This is a genomic window from Cytobacillus sp. MT66 (genome assembly GCF_058792595.1).
This window is the reverse complement of the sequence record NZ_JBXAFB010000003.1, coordinates 239,746-262,295: the sequence shown is the minus strand read 5'-3', so window position 1 is coordinate 262,295 and position 22,550 is coordinate 239,746. Positions and strand designations below refer to the sequence as shown.

27 protein-coding genes are annotated in these 22,550 nt (G+C 40.4%); all 27 read left to right on the top strand.

Annotation, left to right across the window (positions count from 1 at the left end):
* The first annotated feature begins 204 nt into the window (after nucleotides 1-204).
* Complete coding sequence (gene flgB, locus AC1Q59_RS07250; RefSeq protein WP_492365125.1) at nucleotides 205-597, top strand: flagellar basal body rod protein FlgB; 393 nt, start codon at nucleotides 205-207, stop codon at nucleotides 595-597.
* A gap of 2 nt (nucleotides 598-599) precedes the next feature.
* Nucleotides 600-1,052, top strand: a complete 453-nt coding sequence (gene flgC, locus AC1Q59_RS07245) for a flagellar basal body rod protein FlgC (RefSeq protein WP_492365124.1) — start codon at nucleotides 600-602, stop codon at nucleotides 1,050-1,052.
* A gap of 27 nt (nucleotides 1,053-1,079) precedes the next feature.
* Entirely contained in the window at nucleotides 1,080-1,385 is a 306-nt protein-coding gene (gene fliE / locus AC1Q59_RS07240) for a flagellar hook-basal body complex protein FliE (RefSeq protein WP_492365366.1), read from the top strand.
* A 14-nt stretch (nucleotides 1,386-1,399) separates the two neighbouring features.
* The gene (fliF, locus tag AC1Q59_RS07235) at nucleotides 1,400-2,986 is read left to right on the top strand and encodes a flagellar basal-body MS-ring/collar protein FliF (protein WP_492365123.1); all 1,587 of its coding nucleotides are present in this window, start codon (nucleotides 1,400-1,402) and stop codon (nucleotides 2,984-2,986) included.
* Nucleotides 2,987-2,998: 12 nt separating this feature from the next.
* Entirely contained in the window at nucleotides 2,999-4,015 is a 1,017-nt protein-coding gene (fliG, locus tag AC1Q59_RS07230; RefSeq protein WP_492365122.1) for a flagellar motor switch protein FliG, read from the top strand.
* On the top strand, nucleotides 4,008-4,778 hold the full coding sequence (gene fliH, locus AC1Q59_RS07225; RefSeq protein ID WP_492365121.1) for a flagellar assembly protein FliH: 771 nt from the start codon (nucleotides 4,008-4,010) through the stop codon (nucleotides 4,776-4,778). The genes fliG and fliH overlap by 8 nt, the downstream gene beginning before the upstream one ends.
* A gap of 1 nt (nucleotide 4,779) precedes the next feature.
* Complete coding sequence (fliI, locus tag AC1Q59_RS07220; RefSeq protein WP_492365120.1) at nucleotides 4,780-6,099, top strand: flagellar protein export ATPase FliI; 1,320 nt, start codon at nucleotides 4,780-4,782, stop codon at nucleotides 6,097-6,099.
* 5 nt (nucleotides 6,100-6,104) lie between these two features.
* Nucleotides 6,105-6,548: a flagellar export protein FliJ gene (fliJ, locus tag AC1Q59_RS07215; RefSeq protein WP_492365119.1), complete on the top strand. Its 444-nt coding sequence runs from the start codon at nucleotides 6,105-6,107 to the stop codon at nucleotides 6,546-6,548.
* Nucleotides 6,549-6,565: 17 nt separating this feature from the next.
* The gene (locus AC1Q59_RS07210) at nucleotides 6,566-7,156 is read left to right on the top strand and encodes a MotE family protein (RefSeq protein WP_492365365.1); all 591 of its coding nucleotides are present in this window, start codon (nucleotides 6,566-6,568) and stop codon (nucleotides 7,154-7,156) included.
* 33 nt (nucleotides 7,157-7,189) lie between these two features.
* On the top strand, nucleotides 7,190-8,428 hold the full coding sequence (locus AC1Q59_RS07205) for a flagellar hook-length control protein FliK (protein WP_492365118.1): 1,239 nt from the start codon (nucleotides 7,190-7,192) through the stop codon (nucleotides 8,426-8,428).
* 12 nt (nucleotides 8,429-8,440) lie between these two features.
* The gene (flgD, locus tag AC1Q59_RS07200; protein ID WP_492365117.1) at nucleotides 8,441-8,923 is read left to right on the top strand and encodes a flagellar hook assembly protein FlgD; all 483 of its coding nucleotides are present in this window, start codon (nucleotides 8,441-8,443) and stop codon (nucleotides 8,921-8,923) included.
* A 13-nt stretch (nucleotides 8,924-8,936) separates the two neighbouring features.
* Nucleotides 8,937-9,323 carry a TIGR02530 family flagellar biosynthesis protein gene (locus AC1Q59_RS07195; RefSeq protein WP_492365116.1) on the top strand — a complete coding sequence of 129 codons (387 nt, stop codon included), beginning with the start codon at nucleotides 8,937-8,939 and terminating at the stop codon, nucleotides 9,321-9,323.
* An 80-nt stretch (nucleotides 9,324-9,403) separates the two neighbouring features.
* Entirely contained in the window at nucleotides 9,404-10,216 is an 813-nt protein-coding gene (gene flgG, locus AC1Q59_RS07190; protein ID WP_492365115.1) for a flagellar basal body rod protein FlgG, read from the top strand.
* Between the two features lie 53 nt (nucleotides 10,217-10,269).
* The gene (locus AC1Q59_RS07185; RefSeq protein ID WP_492365114.1) at nucleotides 10,270-10,491 is read left to right on the top strand and encodes a flagellar FlbD family protein; all 222 of its coding nucleotides are present in this window, start codon (nucleotides 10,270-10,272) and stop codon (nucleotides 10,489-10,491) included.
* Complete coding sequence (gene fliL, locus AC1Q59_RS07180; protein ID WP_492365113.1) at nucleotides 10,481-10,909, top strand: flagellar basal body-associated protein FliL; 429 nt, start codon at nucleotides 10,481-10,483, stop codon at nucleotides 10,907-10,909. The genes AC1Q59_RS07185 and fliL overlap by 11 nt, the downstream gene beginning before the upstream one ends.
* A gap of 53 nt (nucleotides 10,910-10,962) precedes the next feature.
* Entirely contained in the window at nucleotides 10,963-11,961 is a 999-nt protein-coding gene (gene fliM / locus AC1Q59_RS07175; protein ID WP_492365112.1) for a flagellar motor switch protein FliM, read from the top strand.
* Nucleotides 11,951-13,231, top strand: coding sequence for a flagellar motor switch phosphatase FliY (gene fliY, locus AC1Q59_RS07170; protein WP_492365111.1), 1,281 nt, complete (start codon nucleotides 11,951-11,953; stop codon nucleotides 13,229-13,231). Before fliM ends, fliY begins: the two co-directional genes overlap by 11 nt.
* A gap of 22 nt (nucleotides 13,232-13,253) precedes the next feature.
* A complete protein-coding gene (locus tag AC1Q59_RS07165; protein WP_492365110.1) occupies nucleotides 13,254-13,616 on the top strand; it encodes a response regulator in 363 nt (120 codons plus the stop codon).
* Nucleotides 13,617-13,633: 17 nt separating this feature from the next.
* Nucleotides 13,634-14,317 carry a flagellar biosynthetic protein FliO gene (locus AC1Q59_RS07160; RefSeq protein WP_492365109.1) on the top strand — a complete coding sequence of 228 codons (684 nt, stop codon included), beginning with the start codon at nucleotides 13,634-13,636 and terminating at the stop codon, nucleotides 14,315-14,317.
* Nucleotides 14,314-14,979: a flagellar type III secretion system pore protein FliP gene (gene fliP / locus AC1Q59_RS07155; RefSeq protein ID WP_492365108.1), complete on the top strand. Its 666-nt coding sequence runs from the start codon at nucleotides 14,314-14,316 to the stop codon at nucleotides 14,977-14,979. Before AC1Q59_RS07160 ends, fliP begins: the two co-directional genes overlap by 4 nt.
* Before the next feature lie 27 nt (nucleotides 14,980-15,006).
* A complete protein-coding gene (gene fliQ / locus AC1Q59_RS07150) occupies nucleotides 15,007-15,276 on the top strand; it encodes a flagellar biosynthesis protein FliQ (protein WP_492365107.1) in 270 nt (89 codons plus the stop codon).
* Nucleotides 15,277-15,281: 5 nt separating this feature from the next.
* Nucleotides 15,282-16,058: a flagellar biosynthetic protein FliR gene (gene fliR / locus AC1Q59_RS07145; RefSeq protein WP_492365106.1), complete on the top strand. Its 777-nt coding sequence runs from the start codon at nucleotides 15,282-15,284 to the stop codon at nucleotides 16,056-16,058.
* A 2-nt stretch (nucleotides 16,059-16,060) separates the two neighbouring features.
* A complete protein-coding gene (flhB, locus tag AC1Q59_RS07140) occupies nucleotides 16,061-17,146 on the top strand; it encodes a flagellar biosynthesis protein FlhB (RefSeq protein ID WP_492365105.1) in 1,086 nt (361 codons plus the stop codon).
* Nucleotides 17,147-17,224: 78 nt separating this feature from the next.
* A complete protein-coding gene (flhA, locus tag AC1Q59_RS07135) occupies nucleotides 17,225-19,258 on the top strand; it encodes a flagellar biosynthesis protein FlhA (protein WP_492365104.1) in 2,034 nt (677 codons plus the stop codon).
* The gene (gene flhF / locus AC1Q59_RS07130; RefSeq protein WP_492365103.1) at nucleotides 19,255-20,418 is read left to right on the top strand and encodes a flagellar biosynthesis GTPase FlhF; all 1,164 of its coding nucleotides are present in this window, start codon (nucleotides 19,255-19,257) and stop codon (nucleotides 20,416-20,418) included. Before flhA ends, flhF begins: the two co-directional genes overlap by 4 nt.
* A gap of 1 nt (nucleotide 20,419) precedes the next feature.
* Nucleotides 20,420-21,289 (top strand): MinD/ParA family protein, encoded by an 870-nt coding sequence (locus tag AC1Q59_RS07125; protein ID WP_492365102.1) that lies wholly within the window; start codon nucleotides 20,420-20,422, stop codon nucleotides 21,287-21,289.
* Nucleotides 21,286-22,434 (top strand): protein-glutamate methylesterase/protein-glutamine glutaminase, encoded by a 1,149-nt coding sequence (locus AC1Q59_RS07120; protein ID WP_492365101.1) that lies wholly within the window; start codon nucleotides 21,286-21,288, stop codon nucleotides 22,432-22,434. Before AC1Q59_RS07125 ends, AC1Q59_RS07120 begins: the two co-directional genes overlap by 4 nt.
* The last annotated feature ends 116 nt before the right edge of the window (nucleotides 22,435-22,550 follow it).

Here is a 22,550-nt window from a genome sequence, read left to right as displayed (position 1 = left end):
CGTTATTTCTTTATTGTTTTCAAAAATTTATACTAAAAAATAGTCCTAATGTCATGTTAAAAGAATCCCAACTTACATAGACATCCTATTTTTTTTTCATTACAATAAGACATATAGTTACATTTTTTGCTGATAATCACCAGTTTTCTACAATTTTCTCGCAATTTTGTATGAATTTGGTATTACCTTAAGGGGCAGGGATCTATGAAATTATTTTCCAATACTATTAATATGCTGGAATCTGGACTAAATTACTCATCATTAAAGCAAAAAACTATATCCCAAAATATTGCTAATGAGTCAACGCCTGGTTATAAAGCAAAGGATGTAAGTTTTAAAGCAGCGCTTAAAGAGGCCAGCCAATCAATCAGTGCTTATCGTACTGATGAAAGACATATTCAGTTCCAGAGCAAACCATCGGCGAATATCGGAATGATCGTTAAAGGGAATGTTGCTTTTAACCAAAATGGGAACAGTGTGGACATTGATAATGAAATGGCGGATTTGGCGGCCAATCAAATTTATTTCAATGCTTTATCCGAAAGAATAAATGGAAAGTTTACTAGTTTGCAAAATGTAATTAGAGGGGGCAAATAATCATGTCTATTTTTCATAGTATGAACACGACCGCAACAGCCCTCACAGCTCAAAGATTAAGAATGGATGTTATTTCTTCTAATATGGCTAATGCTGACTCTACTAGAGGGAAATATGTGAATGGCGAATGGGAGCCGTATAGAAGGAAATCAGTGGTCCTTCAGCCGAAAGAAGAAAACTTCTCAAGCTTTCTTAATACTGCGATGAATAAAAGCCATTCAGCAGGCAATGGCGTGAAAGTCTCGCGAATTGTTGAAGACCAGACACCATTTAAGCTTGTATATGCACCAGAGCATCCCGATGCAAATAATGAAGGCTATGTGCAGCTTCCCAATGTTGACCCGTTAAGGGAGATGGTCGATTTAATGAGCGCAACACGCTCTTATGAGGCAAACGTAACCGTGTTTAATGCATCGAAAAACATGCTGATGAAATCTCTTGAAATAGGCAAATAAGGAGAATAACAAATGAACAGTATACAAATGCCGGGATTATTGCCTGCTTCAATTTCTTCAATTAATGGAAACAGGCAAACGAATACCAATACATATACACCATTCGAAGCGCAAAAGAGTTTTGCGTCCGTATTAAAAGAATCAATTAATAAAGTTAATGAAACCCAGATTCAATCAGACAAAATGACCGAAAAGCTGATAAAAGGTGAAAATATTGATTTGCATCAAGTTATGATTGCTTCACAAAAAGCTAGTATTACAATGCAGACAACATTAGAAATTAGAAATAAGGTCATCGAGGCATACCAGGAAATCATGCGTATGCAGGTATAACTAGGGAGATTAGAATGAAAGAATCACTTCAGAAATATAAAAATCAAATAATAGGATATTGGACAAGCAGGAGCAAGAAACAAAAAGGATTCCACATTGGCGCAGCATTGTTTCTCGTGATCATGATTGCTGCGGTTTCTTTTTTTTCGGCAAGAACAACACTTGTGCCGCTGTACAGTAACTTAAGTCCCTCTGAAACAGGGATGATTAAGGAGAGCCTGGATACCAGAGGCATCAAATCGGAAATTTCTGATGGCGGTTCAACAATCAAGGTTCCGGAAGAGACTGTGGATACGCTAAAAGTTGAGCTCGCAGCCGAGGGAATACCGAAATCCGGAAGCATTGACTATTCTTTCTTTAGTCAAAATGCCGGGATTGGCACAACTGATAATGAATTTAAAATGATCAAAGTGGATGCTATGCAAACGGAGCTAGCCAACCTAATTAAAGGGATTGAAGGCGTTAATGATGCAAAGGTAATGATCTCGCTTCCGGACAAAGGCATATTCGTCGGCGACCCTGCAGAAGAGGCCTCAACATCCATTGTCCTGACAACAAAGCCAGGCTATCAATTTGAGGAATCGCAAATCTTTGCTCTTTATCATTTAGTTTCGAAAAGCATTCCTAATCTGCCTACTGATAATATCGTCATTATGAACCAATATTTTGAGTACTTTGATCTAAAAAATAAAAATAATTCTTCATCAGGCAATACGTTTGCTGAGCAGCATGAAATTAAAAGCGAAATTGAAAAGGATGTGCAGCGCCAGGTTCAGCGAATGCTTAGCACAATGATGGGACCGGAAAATGTAGTTGTATCAGTTACAGCAGATATAGATTTTACTAAGGAAAATCGTGAAGAAAATCTAGTAGAACCAGTTGATAAAGAAAATATGGAAGGCATTGCCATCAGTGCGCAAAAAATCACTGAGACATTCACAGGAAATGCAGATCAGGCTGGAGGAATTCCGCAAGGCGAGGATCCTGCAGATTCCCTAGGCTCATCCTATTTAGCCGGCAGCGGCTCCAATGGGGATTACGAGAAAATTGAAGAGACGATTAACAATGAAGTGAATAAAATCCGCAAAGAAATTGTTGAAAGTCCTTATAAAGTAAGGGACCTTGGCATTCAAGTGATGGTCAACAGCGATTATGACAATTATCAGCCGGAGATTAAAGAAGATATCACTCAGCTCTTAGGTACGATTGTCAGAACAACTATTCATAAAGAAGCTGGAGCAGAAGATACATTAAATGATGCTGAAATTGCAAATAAAATCTTCGTCTCAGAACAGCCATTTAAGGAGAAAGCTGCAGAAGTTGCAAAAGAGCCTGTAATTCCAAACTGGGCTTATGCTGTTCTTGGAGTGCTTCTGTTAATCATTGCTCTATTAATCTTTTTATTTATCAAAAGATCTAAGCGAAAGCAAAAAGAAGAAGAAGAGGAATCACTCATTCTTGAAGACCCAATTGATATCCCAGATGTAAACGAAACCCATGAAACCGAAAGTACGCTCCGCAGAAAGCAGCTTGAAAAAATGGCGAGAGAAAAGCCTGAGGATTTTGCGAAACTGCTTCGGACATGGATAGCAGAAGATTAGGAGGGAGAAACATTGGCGAAAAAAGATCAAAAAGGTTTGTCAGGGAAACAAAAGGCTGCCATTTTATTAATTTCTCTTGGTCCTGATGTTGCTTCTTCTGTCTATAAACATTTAAGCGAAGAAGAAATTGAAAAATTAACACTGGAAATTTCTGGTGTGAAAAAAGTGGAATCCATGGTTAAGGAGGAAATCCTCGAAGAGTTCCACAATATTGCATTAGCGCAGGACTACATTTCTCAAGGCGGGATCGGCTATGCAAAAACAGTTCTTGAAAAAGCCCTTGGCAGTGAACAGGCATCCGTTATTATTAACAGATTGACATCCTCTCTGCAGGTAAGGCCGTTTGATTTTGCCAGAAAGGCTGATCCTGGTCAGATCTTGAACTTTATTCAAAATGAGCATCCGCAGACCATCGCATTGATTTTATCGTATTTAGATCCTGCACAGGCCGGACAGATACTCTCTGAGCTTCCGCAGGAGGTACAGGCAGATATTGCAAGAAGAATTGCCGTCATGGACAGTACAGCACCTGAAATCGTCAATGAGGTTGAGCAAATATTAGAAAGAAAGCTTTCTGCTACAGTGACACAGGATTATACGCAGACAGGCGGGATTGAGTCTGTTGTTGAAGTGCTGAATGGTGTTGACAGGTCAACGGAGCGGACGATTTTGGATGCTTTAGAAATACAGGACCCTGAACTTGCCGAAGAAATCAAGAAGAGGATGTTTGTATTTGAGGATATTGTCACATTGGATAATCGCGCTATTCAAAGAGTGATCCGTGATTGTGACAGTCAGGACCTCATGCTGTCACTTAAGGTGTCAAGTGATGAAGTAAAAGAAATTATCTTTAAAAATATGTCTAAGCGAATGGTTGAAACCTTTAAAGAGGAAATGGAATTTATGGGGCCTGTCAGACTCCGCGATGTTGAAGAGGCACAATCAAGAATTGTTGCCATTATCCGCCGTCTTGAAGAGGCTGGAGAAATAGTAGTTGCCCGCGGAGGGGGAGAAGATATCATTGTCTAGGCTAATCAAGGGCAGTTATCCTCAGTTGGAGCCAAGCAGTAATCAAAAAAAAGTTATTTCTATTAGGGTATTTGAACAGCCGAAAATCGATGAAGAATCGGATATAACAGGATCTGCAGCTCTTCTTCAAGCGAAAGAAATTGTGGAGAAAGCCAAGCAGGAAGCTGAAGGGATTTTAAAAAAGGCCCAGGCAGAGGCAGAAAAAGCTTCTCAGCAAATAGAAGAAGAGAAAAAAGCCTTCGCGATGGAAAAGAAATTGGCTGAAGAAGAAGCACGGAAGCAAGGATATGCCAACGGGCACAGCGAAGGAAAAGACAAAGGGTACCAAGAATACCAGCAATTGATTCAATCCGCACAAAGCGTTGTCCATTCAGCAAAAAAAGACTATCAGATGCATGTAGAGTCAGCTGACAACGAGATTCTGCAAATCGGGCTAAAAACGGCTGAGAAGATCTTGATGAGAAAGTTAGAACAAGAGGCTGAAAGCTTTGTTGATATTGTGAAAAGGGCTTTAAAGGAAGCTAGGGATCATCTTGAGGTACAGCTCCATATTCACCCGATTCACTATGATCTCCTTCTTGAGAATAAAGAAGATTTGGTAAGGATATTCCCAAAAGACGTAAAATTCTATATCTATCCTGATGATGAATTGCCGGAATCCAGCTGCATTATTGAGTCCGAAAATGGAAGAATCGATGCAAGCCTAGATAGCCAGCTAAAAGAAATTAAACAGAAGCTTTTTGACATGCTGGAGGATGAGTAGGATGAATCTTGCTGAATTAATTGAACAGATTGACCAGCTTGATACATTTAAACGATATGGCCGAGTCAAAAGAGTGGTGGGCCTGATGATTGAATCACAAGGTCCGCCAGACAGTGCCATTGGGGATGTTTGTCTGATCCATACAGGCAATAAGAAAAACCGCATGATACAGGCAGAGGTTGTCGGCTTCAAAAATGAAGAGGTTATACTGATGCCCTATACAGCCGTTAATCACATCTCCCCAGGGAGCCTTGTAGAAGGAACAGAAAAGCCACTGGAGATAAAAGTGGGACCGCAATTAATTGGTTCAGTTATCGATTCAATGGGACAGCCGCTCGACGGTTCGGCACTGCCAAAGGGACTTTCTTCAGTTCCAACTGAACAGGATGCTCCCAATCCGCTAAAAAGACCGCCGATATCTTCCTCGATTGAAGTGGGAGTCAGAATGATTGACAGCTTATTGACAGTGGGGAACGGGCAAAGGGTTGGAATCTTTGCCGGAAGCGGCGTCGGCAAAAGCACTCTGCTTGGGATGATAGCCAGGAATACAGCCGCTGACCTAAATGTAATTGCCCTTATCGGAGAAAGAGGAAGAGAGGTCAGAGAATTCATTGAGCGGGATCTGGGGCCAGAAGGGCTCAAGAGATCCATCGTTGTAGTGGCCACTTCTGATCAGCCTGCATTAATGCGAATTAAAGGGGCATTTACAGCAACGGCGATTGCAGAGTTTTTTCGGGACAAAGGTCTTAATGTCTGTATGATGATGGACTCTGTGACAAGGGTTGCGATGGCACAAAGGGAGGTAGGGCTTGCTGTAGGTGAGCCTCCTACAACAAAGGGGTATACGCCATCTGTTTTTGCGATTTTGCCAAAGTTATTGGAACGGACCGGAACAAATGATCTTGGCTCAATTACAGCTTTTTATACGGTATTGGTCGATGGCGATGATATGAACGAACCGATTGCTGACACTGTCAGGGGCATATTGGATGGTCACTTTGTTCTCGACAGGGCATTGGCAAATAAAGGACAGTATCCAGCAATTAATATATTGAAAAGTGTCAGCAGGGTCATGAATAACATTGTTCATCCCAACCATGTAAAAGCAGCGGAAAAATTAAGAGACCTGCTTAGTACATATATGAATTCTGAGGATTTAATAAATATTGGCGCTTACAAAAAAGGTTCTTCAATGGCCATTGATGAAGCCATCCGGCTGCATCCGTCCATTATCTCTTTTTTAAAACAGTCAACGGATGAAAAGATCTCTTTTCAGGAGAGTCTGCAGCAGCTTTATAGTCTCATAGGGAAGGGAGATTAATCCTAATGAAGCGCGAATTTAAATTCGAAAAGATTCTTACATTAAAAGAAAGAGAAAAACAGGAAGCGCTTGATGTCTACAATCAATCGGTGAAAAAATTTGAAGAAGCCGCAGGCCAGCTTTATGAGTTATTAAAGAAAAAGGAAGACCTGGAAGATTATCAGTCCTCACGGTTAATGAGGGGCATTCCAGTCCAAGAAATGAAGTACTATCAAGGGTTTATTCAAAATCTAGAGAAAAGCATCAAGACGTATCAGCAAATTGTTGCAAACGTTCGAAGCCAAATGCAATTCTATCAGGAAAAGCTAAAGGAAAAAAATATTGAAGTGAAAAAATTTGAGAAGATGAAGGATAGAGACTTTATTCTTTTTACTGAGCAGGTTAAGCAGCTTGAGGACAGACAAATGGATGATATCTCGATTCAGCATTTTATGTATCGGGGAAATTAGGTGGTAATGTGGACAAGATGATGGAAGAACAAGAAACAAAAAAGGCTTCAAGGTTTCAGAGTTTTATATTCGTCATAGTGATACCGCTGCTATTCGCGGTGACAGCTGCTCTGATTATCATGACCATACTTGGCTATAATGTTTTTGAAACAGCGAAAGACGTTAGCCAAAAGCTTCCTTTTGTCTCATCAGCAGCTTCTGATAAAGAAGACAGTTCCGTTCAAGCTTTTGAAGAGAAAATGATTAAGCTTGAAGCAGAGATAAAGGATCGTGAGGCAAAAATTACAAACCTTGAAGCTCAGCTGGATACAAAAGATGAAGAAATTTCGGCAAAACAGCTGGAAATTGAACAGCTTGAAAAGGAAATAGAAGAGCTAAACAAAATGAAAGAAGAAAATAACCGAGCCTTTAAGGATATTGTTAAAACATATGAAACCATTTCAGCAAAAAAAGCGGCGCCCATTCTAGCACAAATGGAAGATAAGGAAGCATTAAGGATCCTTTCCGTTATTAAAGCTGATGCGCTTGCATCCATCTTAGAGAAGATGAATCCAGAGGATGCAGCAAGATATACCGAGCTTTTAACCGATGATTCCGAAATTCAATAACTAATACTTTGGAGTTGAAGGGAGGTGTGAAAAATGGAAATTGGGGCTATCGGAACAGTACAGTCTCTTCAGTCAAGTTTGACAAAGGAATCAGCTGCAAAAGGGGAAAAAAGTTTCCTGGCATTTTTTGCGGCGGCTTCAGGAAAAACACCAAATGAATCAGGAAATGTGCTCTTAACAGGTACTCAGACAGAAATATCCAATGAGGAAATTTCCCAGCTTCTTCAATTTCTGCAGATAAATAGCATGGCTGAGCTTGAAGGAGGCGATGAACAATTAAACCAGTTAACAGTTAATGGTCATTCAGATTTGGGCCACATGCTAGAAGAATTATTAGGACTTTCACAGGGAGAGATCGTAAGCCTATTACAAAATTTTTACGATCAGCTTACTTCTAGTCAAACAGAAAATAAGTTCGAGGATACCCAGGAAGATTACAGTGATTTATATTCGCTGATGCAAGCAATCTCATCATTGCCTATCCAGGGTGTTTCAATCAATCTTGATAAAGACACTTCAAAGGCCTTTAAGGCTATGAAACTCTTTGAACTATTAAACGCCCAAGAAGGCACTTTAGATGATCAGGTGCGTCTGCGGGAGTTTTTGCAAAAGGCCGGAGATAAGCTTGAGGCCATGTTAAAAGGGGCCAATTCGTCCAGAAGCGAATTTTTACAGAAAACTTTTACAGCCCTTGCCGCTGATTTAGGTGAAAGTTCTCCAGCGAAAATGAACAAATCGATGAGAATATCAAATCTGAGTGAACACACGCAGCCCCATTCTTATTTTCAGTTTCAGCAGATTTCACGAGCAGAACAACTAACCTTAGTAAACAGCCAAAGTGGGCGGCCAGTTTCTGCTGAGCAGCTTATTGAACAATTTCAGTCAATACTATCAAAAAGCCATTTACTAAAAAATGGGGAAACGCAGAGACTGTTTATCAAGCTTCATCCTGAACATCTTGGAGCGCTAAGAATAGAGCTAATTCAGCGGGATTCGGGCATGATTGCACGTATTATGACATCAACTTCTGCTGCAAAGGAAATGATTGAATCACAATTGCACGGCTTAAAGCACGCGTTGGGCCAGCAAAACATTCAAGTGGAAAAAATAGAAATTTCGCAGAGCTTGACAGGTCAGGAGCGTACCTTTAATAAGGAGCATCAGCAAGGCCAGCAAAGCGGGCAGCACCAGCAGGAAGAAAAGAAAAGGCAGCAAGCAGATGCAAACAATCAGTCTTTTAAAGATGAGCTCATCACTAATATTGAAAGCTAGGCGGGGATTAGAATGGCAAATAGCATTGACTCATCGTTATATCTATCAAACTATCAAAAGGAACAGCGCAAAACAGGCTCTAATATCCTTGGAAAAGATGATTTTTTAAAAATTTTAATGGTTCAGCTCCAAAATCAGGACCCTTCGAACCCGATGGACGATAAAGAATTTATTGCCCAAATGGCGACATTCTCTACATTAGAACAAATTACCAATATGAATCAGACAATGCAAAAGCTTGCTGATAGCCAGCAGCAAAACCTTCTGATTGCATACAGCGATTTAATTGGCAAGGAAGTCACCTGGACTCATGTATCCAATCCGGAAAATGAGGGTGATGAGCCGATTGTTGAAGAAGGTATAGGAAAGGTCGTCTCCACTTCCTACAAGAATGGACAAGTTTTTCTGACATTAGAAAATGGAAAAGTGATTGAACCAGCCAATATATCTGAGGTCAGAAATCCGCCGGAGAACACAGAAAAGCCTAAAGTATAAAGGATGTGACCGGATGGAACCTTATAAATTTAATTCGATTCATGCAAAAACGCTGAACACTGCTCCAATCCGCCATGTGCAGCCTAATCAGACGAATAAGGGGACGTTTAAGCAGGTTTTTCACCATGCTTTACATACAGATGATCCATTAAGGATCAGCAAACATGCCCAAATTAGGCTTGAACAGAGAGAGATCGAAATTAATCATGCAAAATGGCAGAGAATTGAAGAAAAGGTGAATGAAGCTAAAAAAATGGGTGTAAATGAATCACTTGTCCTGCTAGAGGACGCGGCCCTCATTGTCAGTGCCAAAACTAATACGGTCATTACGGCAATGGACCGGCAGGAAGCTTCCTCGCAAATTTTTACAAATATTAACGGAACAATCGTAATGGATTAAAAAGAATGGCTGGACCTCAATGAGGAAGCCTTGGCTGTGGAATGACAGAAGCAGCTGATAACCAAAAGGGGGATAATAAAATGCTTCGATCCATGTATTCTGGCATTAGCGGAATGAAAAACTTCCAGACAAAACTAGACGTTATTGGCAACAACATTGCTAACGTTAATACCTTTGGATTTAAAAAGGGAAGGGTTACTTTTAAGGATATGATGAGCCAAACGATTTCAGGAGCAACAGGCCCCGGCGAAGGGGGAGCATCAGGCGGGATGAACCCTAAACAAGTAGGATTGGGTGCCCAATTAACAGTTATCGATACAATTGATACTCAAGGCAGCTTGCAGACAACAGGCCGGGTCCTCGATGTTGGTATCCAGGGGGATGGATTTTTAGCCGTTAAAAGAGGAGATTCATTTTTTTATACAAGGGCGGGGAACTTATATCTTGATTCAGGCGGATATTTAGTCAATGGTTCTGGAGACTTTATTTTGGATTCCGATAAAGCGACAATTCAAATAAACGGAGGTGAGGTTGATAAGGTGACTAGCATGAGTATTTCAGCTGACGGTCAAATTAATTTCTTGGTAGAGGGGAAAGATACCCCTGATGTGGCAGGAACTATTGCGATTGCTAGATTTAATAACAATGCCGGGTTGGAAAAGTCAGGTGAAAACTTATTTTCTAGCACAGTTAACTCTGGGGAACCTACGTATTTGACTCCGGGAACTTCAGGTGCTGGCAAATTAGTCTCAGGTACTCTCGAAATGTCAAACGTTGACCTTTCTGAGGAATTTACTGAGATGATCGTTGCCCAGCGCGGTTTTCAGGCGAATACACGAATCATTACAACATCTGATGAGATTCTGCAGGAATTAGTAAACTTAAAACGCTAGGTTAAGGGAGGGACAGGGCTAATGGCAAACTTTGCCTTGGTCCTGATAATAGATTGATAAAAGTCACTCGATTAAACGGTAAATCATTTTTATTAAATGCCATTTATATTGAAACAATAGAATCCTTCCCTGATACAACACTTACATTAACAAATGGAAAGAAATATGTTGTCAAGGAATCAGAGGATTCCATCTATCGGCTTGTAAAGGAATTCTATCAATCAATCGGACTAACAGGCAGCATCATTCAGGAGGAAATGGATAATGAAAAATAATAAACCTGCCATCATTATGCTTATTCTGCTCATTATTATTACTCTGGCTGGAGCTGCTTTAGTTGTTTTTGTCAAACAGGCGGATCAGGTGTCAGCACAAAAAGAACCATCTATTGATGACATACTGGAGGCCTCGGTTGATATCCAGCAAATTACCACGAATCTAAAAAATGATAACTTTATTCGTGTTTCCTTCAAGATTCAAACAGATGGAAAAAAAGCGAAAAAGGAATTAGAGAAAAGAGAATTTCAGGTTAAAAATATTATTATTCAAGAGCTTTCTGAAATGAATCCAGAAGATATTCAAGGCCGTGAAGGTCAAACACAACTTCAGGAGATGCTGAAAAATAAAATAAATGAATATATGCAAACTGGAAAGATCGTCCAGGTCTATATAACCGAATCTCTCCTCCAATAGACTTTATTCATACCAAAAGGGATTTTTTCCAAACGAAAATGGAGGTGAGGTTCATGTCAGGAGAGGTATTATCCCAAAGTGAGATTGATGCCTTATTATCAGCTTTGTCTACCGGAGAAATGGATGCAGATGAATTAAAGAAAGAACAAGTAGAAAAAAAGGTAAAAGTATACGATTTTAAAAGGGCATTAAGGTTTTCGAAGGATCAGATCAGAAGCTTAACGAGAATTCATGAGAACTTCGCAAGGCTTCTGACGACCTTTTTCTCTGCACAATTGCGGACATATGTACAAATAACAGTAGCATCTGCTGACCAAATTCCCTATGAGGAATTTATCCGTTCCATTCCAAAAATGACGATTTTAAATGTCTATGAAGTACCGCCTTTAGATGGAAGGATCCTTATGGAGGTCAACCCTAATATCGCTTATGCTTTGCTTGACAGAATGATGGGCGGCAGGGGAGCTAGCGTTAATAAAATTGAAACGCTGACAGAAATAGAGACTAAAATTATGACGGCTGCCTTTGAAAAAGCATTTGAGAATTACCTGGAGGCATGGAGCACCATTGTTGAAATTGATCCTCAGCTTATAGATTTTGAGGTGAATCCGCAGTTTCTGCAAATGGTTTCTCCGAATGAAACGGTTGTGGTCATATCTTTGAACACTACAATCGGCGAGGCAAGCGGGATGATTAATATCTGTATTCCGCATGTTGTGCTGGAGCCAATTATTCCAAAGCTATCTGTCCACTACTGGATGCAGAATGAGAAAAAAGAAACAGTGCCAAGAGATATAGCTAGGCTTGAAAAGCACATTGAAAAGGCCGTGCTGCCAATTGTAGGAGAACTTGGAACATCAGAAATCAGTGTTCAAGACTTTCTAATGCTAGATATTGGCGATGTCATTGAATTGAATAAGAGCATTGACCAGCCGCTTACGGTCAAGATCGGCGGGATTCCGAAGTTCATTGGCCAGCCTGGCAAATTAAACAAAAAACTTGCCATACAGGTGTTAGATATTGTTAAGGGAGGAGATGAAGATGATGAGTGATGGCATGCTTTCACAGGATGAAATTGATGCTCTTTTGCGCGGAACAGCGGATGATGAGGAGGAGACGGAATCATACGAAGATGTCTTTTTCACTGAAGATTACTTATCCAATATGGAACAGGATGCTTTAGGTGAAATTGGCAACATTTCGTTTGGCAGTTCAGCCACAGCCTTATCCACCCTGCTCAATCAAAAGGTAGAAATCACGACACCGTCTGTATCTGTTATTTTGCCAAAGAAGCTTCAAGAAGAATTTCCGCACCCATATGTTGCGATACAGGTCAATTATACGGATGGCTTTGCGGGAAGTAATTTACTTGTTATTCAGCATAGGGATGCTGCTATTATCGCGGATTTAATGCTTGGCGGAAATGGAGAAAACCCATCTGAGATGATGGGGGATATTCAATTAAGCGCTGTTCAGGAAGCAATGAATCAAATGATGGGTTCTGCAGCAACATCTATGTCAACGATTTTTAATAAACGTGTGGATATTTCGCCGCCTTCTATCGATATATTAGATCTTACACAGGGAGAAGGAGCAGATAGAATTCCCGATGATATCATCGTGAAGGTTTCCTTTAGGTTAAAGATTGGACATTTAATAGATTCTAGTATCATGCAGCTTCTTCCGCTTAATTTTGCGAAAAGCTTGGTGAATGAATTATTAAATCCAGGCCAGAACGATGGGGAAGCCGGTAATGCAGGCATGGATGATTTAAATAGCTCATATACAGCTGATTCTCCCGTTGATCAAATGGATGCAAAAACATACAGTGATCCGTTCGCAGGAGAATTTAAGCAAACTGGTCAGCCAGCCCAGCAGGAAAAAGTGCCTGTTTATCAGGAAAAGCAATATAGTGAGCCTGTGAATGCCTATGGACAGGTTTCTCAGCCTGCACATCAGCCGCAGCATTTCGGATCGAATTTTACACAGGCAGAACAGGCAAACGTGCAGCCGGCGGTGTTCTCTAATTTTGAACCATATCCAGGGCTCCAGGGGACAGAGACAAAAAATTTAAATATGCTTCTTGATATCCCGCTGCAGATTACTGTGGAATTAGGAAGAACTAAGCGTTCTGTGAAAGAAATTCTGGAACTTTCACAGGGTTCCATTATTGAACTGGACAAGCTTGCGGGCGAACCGGTTGATATCCTTGTCAATAACCGTCTAATTGCACAAGGGGAAGTAGTTGTCATTGATGAGAATTTCGGCGTCCGTGTGACGGATATTATCAGCCAGACCGATCGAATAAAAAAACTAAAATAATATTTTTGGAGGTTATCAAAAGATGGCGCATAAGATTTTGGTTGTTGATGATGCAGCATTTATGAGAATGATGATTAAGGATATCCTGACAAAAAACGGCTATATTGTTGCTGCAGAAGCTGCAGACGGGGCACAGGCCATTGAAAAGTATAAAGAAACTCAGCCAGATCTAGTAACAATGGATATTACCATGCCAGAAATGGATGGAATTACAGCATTAAAAGAAATTAAAAAATTAAATCCGAATGCCAAAATTATCATGTGCTCAGCTATGGGTCAGCAAGCAATGGTTATCGATGCTATTCAGGCAGGGGCTAAGGACTTTATTGTTAAGCCGTTCCAAGCAGACCGTGTGCTAGAAGCGATTTCAAAAACTTTAGGCTAATTAGAGGGTGCAATAGATTGGCTAAAACGAAGCGGATTACAGTTACATTGCTTCTTATTGCATTTGTGCTTCAGGGTTTTGGGGTGCATGTATTTGCGGAGCAATTAAATAATAGTGTGAAAGAATGTATCGAACAGCCAGATAAGTGCAGTCAAAAAGGGGAAACGCCTGATCAAACTACAAAAAAGGCTGTCCAAGATCCACAGGTTGGGCTTAATGCATGGGATTTCATTAAAATGATTTTTGCTACTATTTTTGTTGTTGCCCTGCTTTATTTTTTGCTAAAAGTAATAAACGCAAAAAGCAAAAAGTATAAAAGCACACAGCTTGTGGAGAATTTGGGCGGTACAACACTCGGTATGAACCGTTCTGTCCAGCTTGTAAAGGTGGGAAATCGAATCCTGGTTGTTGGTGTAGGGGAAAATGTTCAGCTTTTAAAGGAAATTGAAGATTTTACTGAGTACAGTCAAATGATCAAGGATTACAATGAAAAAATGGACCAGCATCTGCAGCCAAGCGATATTGTGACAAAGGTATTACAACGCAGAAGGAATAAATCATCAGATGAGAAAAACGGGAACCCGGATCAAAGGGAATCCTCCCAGTTTCAGGACTTGCTTAATAAGCAGTTAGAGGATATCTCATCAGGAAGAAAAAGATTATTTAGGGAAATGGAACAGAAAGGACCAGACGAGCGATGAATGATTTCATGGAATTTTTCAATAATAGTTCGCCTGAAAATGTCTCCGTTTCTGTAAAGCTTTTCTTGATGCTTACTGTTCTATCTTTGGCACCAAGTATTCTCATATTAATGACCTGTTTTACTAGAATAGTAATCGTTCTCTCCTTTGTCAGAACGGCGCTTGCTACACAGTCAATGCCTCCAAACCAGGTGATTGTCGGGCTATCATTGTTTTTGACGTTTTTTATTATGGCTCCGACCTTTCAGCAGGTAAATAATGAGGCATTGACGCCTCTATTTAATGAAGAAATCAATTTAGAACAGGCCTATGATAAAGCTGTTGTCCCCTTTAAGGAATTTATGAGTGCCCATACGAGGCAAAAGGATTTAGCGCTATTTCTTGATTATGCGAAGGCAAAACGCCCGGATTCAATTGCGGATATTCCGTTAACGGCACTTGTTCCGGCTTTTGCGATTAGTGAAATCAAAACCGCCTTTCAAATAGGATTCATGATCTTTATCCCATTTTTAGTCATTGATATGGTGGTTGCAAGTGTTCTCATGTCAATGGGAATGATGATGCTCCCGCCAGTAATGATTTCATTGCCGTTTAAAATACTATTATTTGTGCTTGTAGATGGATGGTATTTGGTTGTTAAATCTCTTCTGCAAAGCTTTTAACCTTATACCCTAAGAAGGTGAACGTTCATGACGCCGGAATCGGTGATTTCCATAGCTGAGCAGGGGATCCGTATGGTGCTGCTTGTCAGTGGACCCCTATTATTGCTTGCACTTGTTGTGGGTTTGGCCGTAAGTATTTTTCAGGCAACCACACAAATACAGGAACAAACCTTAGCATTTATTCCAAAAATCATTGCCGTATTGGCAGGGATTGTGTTCTTCGGCCCGTGGATGCTAAGCCATTTGCTATCGTATGCGAATGAGATTTTTTCTAATTTAAATAGATTTATAGGATGAATTCTATGACGGAGATAATACCGGCATTTCCAGCTTTTTTGCTGATATTTGTCAGGGTAACATCTTTCTTTTTGATGGTGCCCCTTTTTTCTTATCGGAACATCCCAGCAGGTGCAAAAATTGGCTTGGGATTCTTTATGGCTCTCATCATGGTCTTTGCCGTCGATATCCCTGAGTTGGCTATTGATAGCAATTATTTTTTGCTGATCATAAAAGAGGCGCTTGTTGGACTATTCATTGGATTTATTGCCTACATGCTATTATCTGCGATCCAGACAGCAGGAGGCTTTATTGATTTTCAAATGGGCTTTGCGATTGCTAATGTCATGGATCCGCAGACGGGAGCGCAGAGTCCGCTGATGGGTCAATACCTGTATACCATTGGACTATTTTTGATGCTGGCATTAAATGGACACCATTTACTGCTTGATGGGGTATTTTACAGCTATAAATTCATCCCCATTGATCAGCCATGGATTCCTTTTGGGAATGAAAATATGCTGCAATATGTTGTTAAGGCATTCAATTCAATGTTTATCATTGCCTTCCAAATGTCTATCCCCATTGTCGGCAGCCTATTTTTAGTTGATATCGCTTTAGGGATTGTCGCGAGAACCGTCCCGCAGCTTAATGTTTTTGTTGTCGGTCTCCCGCTAAAGATTGGGGTAAGCTTTATTGTGCTTATGGTCGTAATGGGAACACTCCTTCTTTTGGTTTCTCAATTATTTGATATCATGCTACACACGATGAGGGGACTTATGGAGCTAATTGGAGGGCTATGAAAATGACGTATTTACTTCGTTTAGACCTTCAGGCCTTTGCTGGAGAAAAGACGGAAAAAGCCACACCAAAGAAAAAACAGGACTCAAGGAAAAAAGGTCAGGCAGCCAAAAGCCAGGATGTTAATACAGCCATTGTGCTATTAAGCGTATTTTTATTTTTTCTCTTTGGCGGCTCCTATTTAGGTGACCAAATACTCGCTTTAATGAAGTATTCCTTAGGGGACTTTATGCTGACAGAACTGACAGAAGCGAATATCCAGTCAGTCCTTCTTGTGTTTTTAAAAGAGTTTTTTATTTTCCTTGCCCCAATTATGGCGGTTGCCTTGATCGCAGGGATCGCAGCAAACTATATGCAAATCGGCTTTTTGTTTTCAACAGAGCCTTTAACACCAAAGCTTGAAAAATTGGATCCTATCAAAGGATTTAAACGGATTTTTTCCGTAAGAGCACTTGTAGAACTTTTTAAATCTATCTTAAAAATAGGTTTTGTCGGTTTTGTAACCTTTTTTGTTTTATGGAATAAAATTGATGAAATTTTAATCCTATCGCAAAAATCCATTGGACAGGCGATGACCGAACTGGGCAGCCTGACCGTACAAATGGGGCTTTATGCTTCAGGGGCATTGCTTTTTTTATCCCTATTAGACTTTTTATATCAGAAATATGACTTTGAAAAAAATATCCGAATGTCCAAGCAAGACATCAAGGATGAATTTAAAAATTCAGAAGGGGATCCGCTCATTCGGTCAAAAATCAAGCAAAAACAGCGTGAGATGGCTATGAGAAGAATGATGCAGGAAGTACCCAATGCGGATGTTGTGATTACAAATCCGACTCATTATGCTGTGGCGTTAAAGTATGATGAAACCAAACAGGACGCTCCGTTTGTCGTTGCAAAAGGGGCTGACTTTATTGCCCAGAAGATCAAATTAATTGCAAAAGAACAAAATATTATAACTGTCGAAAATAGGCCTCTTGCGAGAGCTTTATATAGCGGAACAGACATTGGCGAGGCTATTCCGGAAGAATTTTTCAAAGCAGTTGCCGAGATCCTTGCTTATGTTTACCGGACAAAAAATAAATTGTAAGTTTTCTACTTTGAGAAATGTCTAGCTCCAGGCGCCAGCGGGTGCCTTGCGCTTTTCTGTTGCTAGGAGAGGAATTATATGTCAGCTAGAGATTTATCTGTTTTGCTGAGTGTTATTTTAATTGTCGCCATGCTAATCATCCCTTTTCCGTCATGGCTTTTAAGTATACTAATCATGATCAATATTTCTTTAGCCCTCATTGTCCTGCTTACGACAATGAATATGAGTGAGCCGCTGCAATTTTCAATCTTTCCTTCGCTGCTGCTCCTTTTGACTCTATTTCGCCTGGGGCTTAATGTTTCTACGACACGTTCCATACTCTCAAAAGGAGAGGCAGGCGGTGTCGTTGAGACCTTTGGAACCTTTGTTGTCGGCGGAAATGTGGTTGTTGGAATGGTTGTCTTTCTTATATTGATCATCATACAATTTGTTGTCATTACCAAAGGGGCCGAACGTGTTTCTGAGGTAGCTGCGCGTTTTACGTTGGATGCAATGCCCGGAAAGCAAATGAGTATTGATGCTGATTTGAATGCAGGCATGATTTCCGAGCAGGAAGCAAGGATGCGCCGTGAAAAGGTCAGCAGGGAAGCGGATTTTTACGGTTCGATGGACGGTGCCAGCAAATTTGTTAAAGGGGATGCCATTGCCGGTATCATTATCGTCCTTATTAACCTGATCTTTGGCATTGTTATTGGTATGACGCAGCAGGGGTTATCAATTGCTGATGCAGCCAATAAATTTTCACTTCTGACCGTTGGGGATGGTATTGTCAGTCAAATACCTGCTTTGCTTATTTCTACAGCGACAGGAATTGTTGTCACAAGGGCTGCATCTGACGGGAACCTGGGGAAAGATATTACTGCACAGCTTTTTGCTTTTCCAAAGATGCTTTATGTAACAGGCGGCACGATTTTTCTGCTTGGGTTATTTACCCCGATAAGTGATGTTCTGACAATTCCTATTGCTGGACTTCTATGTGCAGGCGGTTATTTCATTTCCAGAACACCAGAAACAGATAAAGAACAATTAGAAATAGAAGAAGAACAAGAAACAAATGAGATGAAAAGCCCTGAGAGTGTCGTTGGGCTATTGAGTGTAGATCCGATTGAGTTTGAATTTGGCTATGGGCTTATTCCTTTAGCAGATGCAAACCAAGGGGGAGATCTGCTTGACAGGATTGTTATGATCCGCAGGCAGCTGGCCATTGAGCTTGGGCTTGTGATTCCTGTAGTAAGGATTCGCGATAATATCCAGCTTCAGCCAAATGAATACAGATTGAAAATCAAAGGCAATGAAATGGCCCGGGGTGAGCTGCTGCTTGATCATTATCTTGCTATGAGCCCTGGTGTTGAAGATGAATCTGTCGAAGGAATTGATACGATTGAGCCTTCCTTTGGATTGCCGGCTAAATGGATAACGGAAGAAATGAAGGAACAGGCGGAAATCTTCGGCTATACCGTTGTTGACCCGCCGTCCGTTGTTTCTACACATATTACCGAGGTCATCAAAAACAACGCCTATGAGCTTCTCGGACGCCAAGAAACAAAACAGCTGATTGATCATTTAAATGAAACCTATCCGATTTTGGTTGAAGAGGTTACACCAAATCCGCTGTCTGTAGGCGATATCCAAAAAGTCCTTGCCAAACTATTGAAGGAAAATGTTTCAATCAGAAACCTTCCAGTTATTTTTGAGACACTGGCTGACTTTGGCAAAGTCACAAGTGATACAGATTTGCTGACTGAATATGTTCGACAGGCACTTGCCCGTCAAATTACCAATCAGTATTCGAACACTTCAGATACACTAAAGGTAGTTACCATTTCTGGCAGGGTAGAAAAGCTTATCGCAGAAGGAATTCAGCAAACGGAGCATGGGAACTACCTATCGTTAGATCCATCTGTTTCTCAAGGGATTTTAGAATCCATTGCTTCACAAGTAGAACAGCTGGCGCTAATTGATCAAACACCAATTGTATTATGTTCGCCAGCTGTCAGGATGTATGTAAGACAAATAACGGAAAGGTATTTCCCGCAAATTCCTATCCTATCTTATAATGAGCTCGAAGCAAGTGTTGAAGTACAAAGCGTTGGGGTGGTGAATGTAGATTGAAGGTAAAAAAATATGCCGCTTCATCAATGGCAGAGGCAATGAAGCAAATTCGCGCTGAACTAGGCAGTGATGCAGTAATTTTAAATTCCAGGGAAGTGCAGTCAGGCGGACTTTTTGGGTTTTTCAAAAAGAAGACAATTGAGGTTATTGCTGCTGTGGATCAAGTATCGGCTTCACAGACCATTCCTATCACGAAGCAAAAACAGACTAAATTATCTGAAGAAAAATTAAAAATGATGGTAAAGGAACCTGTCAAACAACAAACGAATGATGAAAAACCAATACCTCAAGATGAGCTATTAAAGGAAGTAGCCGAGCTAAAAAGCCTTCTCAGGAATCTTCCTCATTCAAATGAGGTATCCGGGCTAACTTACCCCCCGCCCCTAAAGCATATGGACAAGCTTTTGAATGACCAGGAAATTGATGGAGCAATAAAAGACCAAATCATGAATTTGCTGCTCGAAAAATGGTTTGTCAATGGAGCGAATTCAGCGATTGATACAGTCTATACTTGGCTTGAAAAAGAGTTGGCGGAACAAATGTCTGGTATTTCATTTGGGGGAATTTCCTTTAAGAAAAAGTTTATTAACGTGGTTGGTCCAACAGGTGTGGGAAAGACAACAACTCTGGCGAAAATTGCCGCTGACTGTGTGCTAACACATAAAAAAAAGGTGGCCTTTCTGACAACGGATACCTATCGAATTGCCGCCATTGATCAGCTGAAAACCTATGCAAAGATTCTAAATGTACCAATGGAGGTCTGTTATACCATTGAAGATTTTAGAAAAGCAGCGCAAATGTATGATGACTATGATGTCATCCTTGTCGATACGGCGGGAAGAAATTTTCGCAATAGGGAATATGTTGATGAGCTGAAACAAACGATAGATTTTGATAAAGATATGGAGTCCTTTCTTGTTCTTTCCCTTACGGCAAAACAGCGGGATATGGAAGATATATACGAACAGTTTTCGATTATTGATATTGATAAATTTATTTTCACCAAGGCAGATGAAACATCAGCCTATGGCGCCATGTATAATCTGATCAGAAAATACAGCAGGGGAGCAGCATATATTACGAACGGCCAAAATGTTCCTGATGACATGATTGAAGCTGCACCCGGAGAAATCGCAAAAATGATTATTGGAGTTAAGTGATATGAAGGATCAGGCGGAGGAATTGCGTTTAAAGCTTAGAAGAAATGCAGAGAAGAAAATACCTAAGACAATTGCAGTGGTCAGTGGCAAAGGCGGTGTTGGGAAATCTAATTTCTCTCTTAACTTTTCAATCTCACTGGCACAGAAGGGTTATTCTGTTCTGCTATTTGATTTGGATATGGGAATGGGAAACCTGGATATTTTAATGGGGGAAACCTCTGAATACTCTATTATTGACTTTTTTGAAAAAAGTGTTCCCTTAAAGGAAATTATTGTAAACTCGCCGCAAAAGATCAGCTATATTACTGGTGGGACAGGACTATCAAAATTAGTTGAGCTTGACGCAGATATGGTGGAACACTTTCTCCATGAGCTATCAGGTGTCATGGACCATTATGATTATGTTGTTTTTGATATGGGAGCAGGGATATCGAATTATTCCTTACAGTTTATTCTATCTGTACAGGAAATTATCGTCATTACCACTTCAGAGCCAACATCCATTACAGATGCATATGCCATGATGAAGCATATTCATCTTTTAGATCAAAGTCTTCCTTTCAATCTTGTTGTGAACCGCATACAAACGGAAAAAGAAGGAAAGCAGACATATAATAGACTGGCCAATGTGCTGAAAACCTTTTTAGGCAGGGAACTGGCTTTTTTAGGAATGATCCCAGACGACAGGACTGTGCAAAAGGCCGTAAAAAGTCAGACACCCTTTATTTTATTTAACGGGCGCTCACAGGCAGCAAAATCATTAAAAGAATTGACCGAGTTTTATTGCAATAGGGATGCTAATCATCAGAAAGCTTCATCTTTTATTGCCAGAATGAAGCATTTCCTTTTTGAAAGGCAGGCCAGATCATGAAAAAAATAAATGTATTAGTAGTAGATGATTCGGCCTTTATGAGAAAGTTCATTTCGGATTTATTGTCTGAGGATTCCAGACTATATGTGACTGGCACAGCAAGAAATGGCGAGGATGCACTCAAAAAGATCCGGGAACTAAAACCGGATGTTGTTACGATGGACGTAGAAATGCCAGTGAAAAATGGCTTAGAAGCATTAAAAATAATCATGCAGGAACAGCCATTGCCCGTTGTTATGCTATCAAGCACAACAAGCGAAGGTACAGAAAATGCATTAACAGCCATACAATATGGTGCAATAGATTTTATTGCCAAGCCATCAGGCTCCATTTCCCTTGACCTGGACAAAATAAAGAATGAATTAATCAGCAAGGTGATTTCAGCGAGCGAGGTCAAGCGGAAGCATTTAGAACATTTTGGATTAAATAGGAAAATTTCTATTAAATTTGGAAATAATTATAGTAAAATAGAACTAAATGAAACTTCTGTACTTCCAGAAAAGATTAGAAAAGACCTAGATCCTTTGGCTGTGCAAAGTTTGGCTTTACATAGCAAAACAGCTGGTTTTCCCTTAAAGAAGCTTGTTTGCATTGGCACCTCAACAGGTGGCCCCAGGGCATTGGAAAGAGTTCTGACGAAGCTGCCAGAGGATCTGGATGCAGGGATTTTAATTGTACAGCATATGCCTGCAGGGTTTACTAAATCATTAGCAAACAGGCTGAATGCAATGTGCCGTATTTCTGTTGAAGAAGCCCAAGATGGTGATCTTGTGAAAAAGGGCACAGCTTATATTGCTCCAGGAGGGTTTCATTTAAAAGTAAAGCAGACAGGGGCGAACCTATCCCTAAAAATAGATCAGACGGAGATAAGGAACGGACATCGGCCAGCTGTTGATGTATTGTTTGAGTCTGTAAGCTGCATTGAAGGATACCAAAAGCTTGCCGTGATCATGACAGGAATGGGTTCAGATGGCTCCAGTGGTCTAAAGACTTTAAAGGAAAAAGATCGTTTTGTGAAAGCAATTGCTGAATCAGAAGAAACATCCATTGTTTTTGGAATGCCAAAAGCTGCAATTGCAGCCAATTTAATTGACGAAATCTTAGATGTAGATCAAATTGCAGCTTCCATTATGAAATTTGTTTAACGTTATTGAACGAGCAAGCTTGAAAAAAATGACGCAAATACGCCGAGGCATATTTGATTTAAAGATTTCGAGAAATGTCTAGCTCCAGGCGCATTGCGCTTTTCTTATTACATATA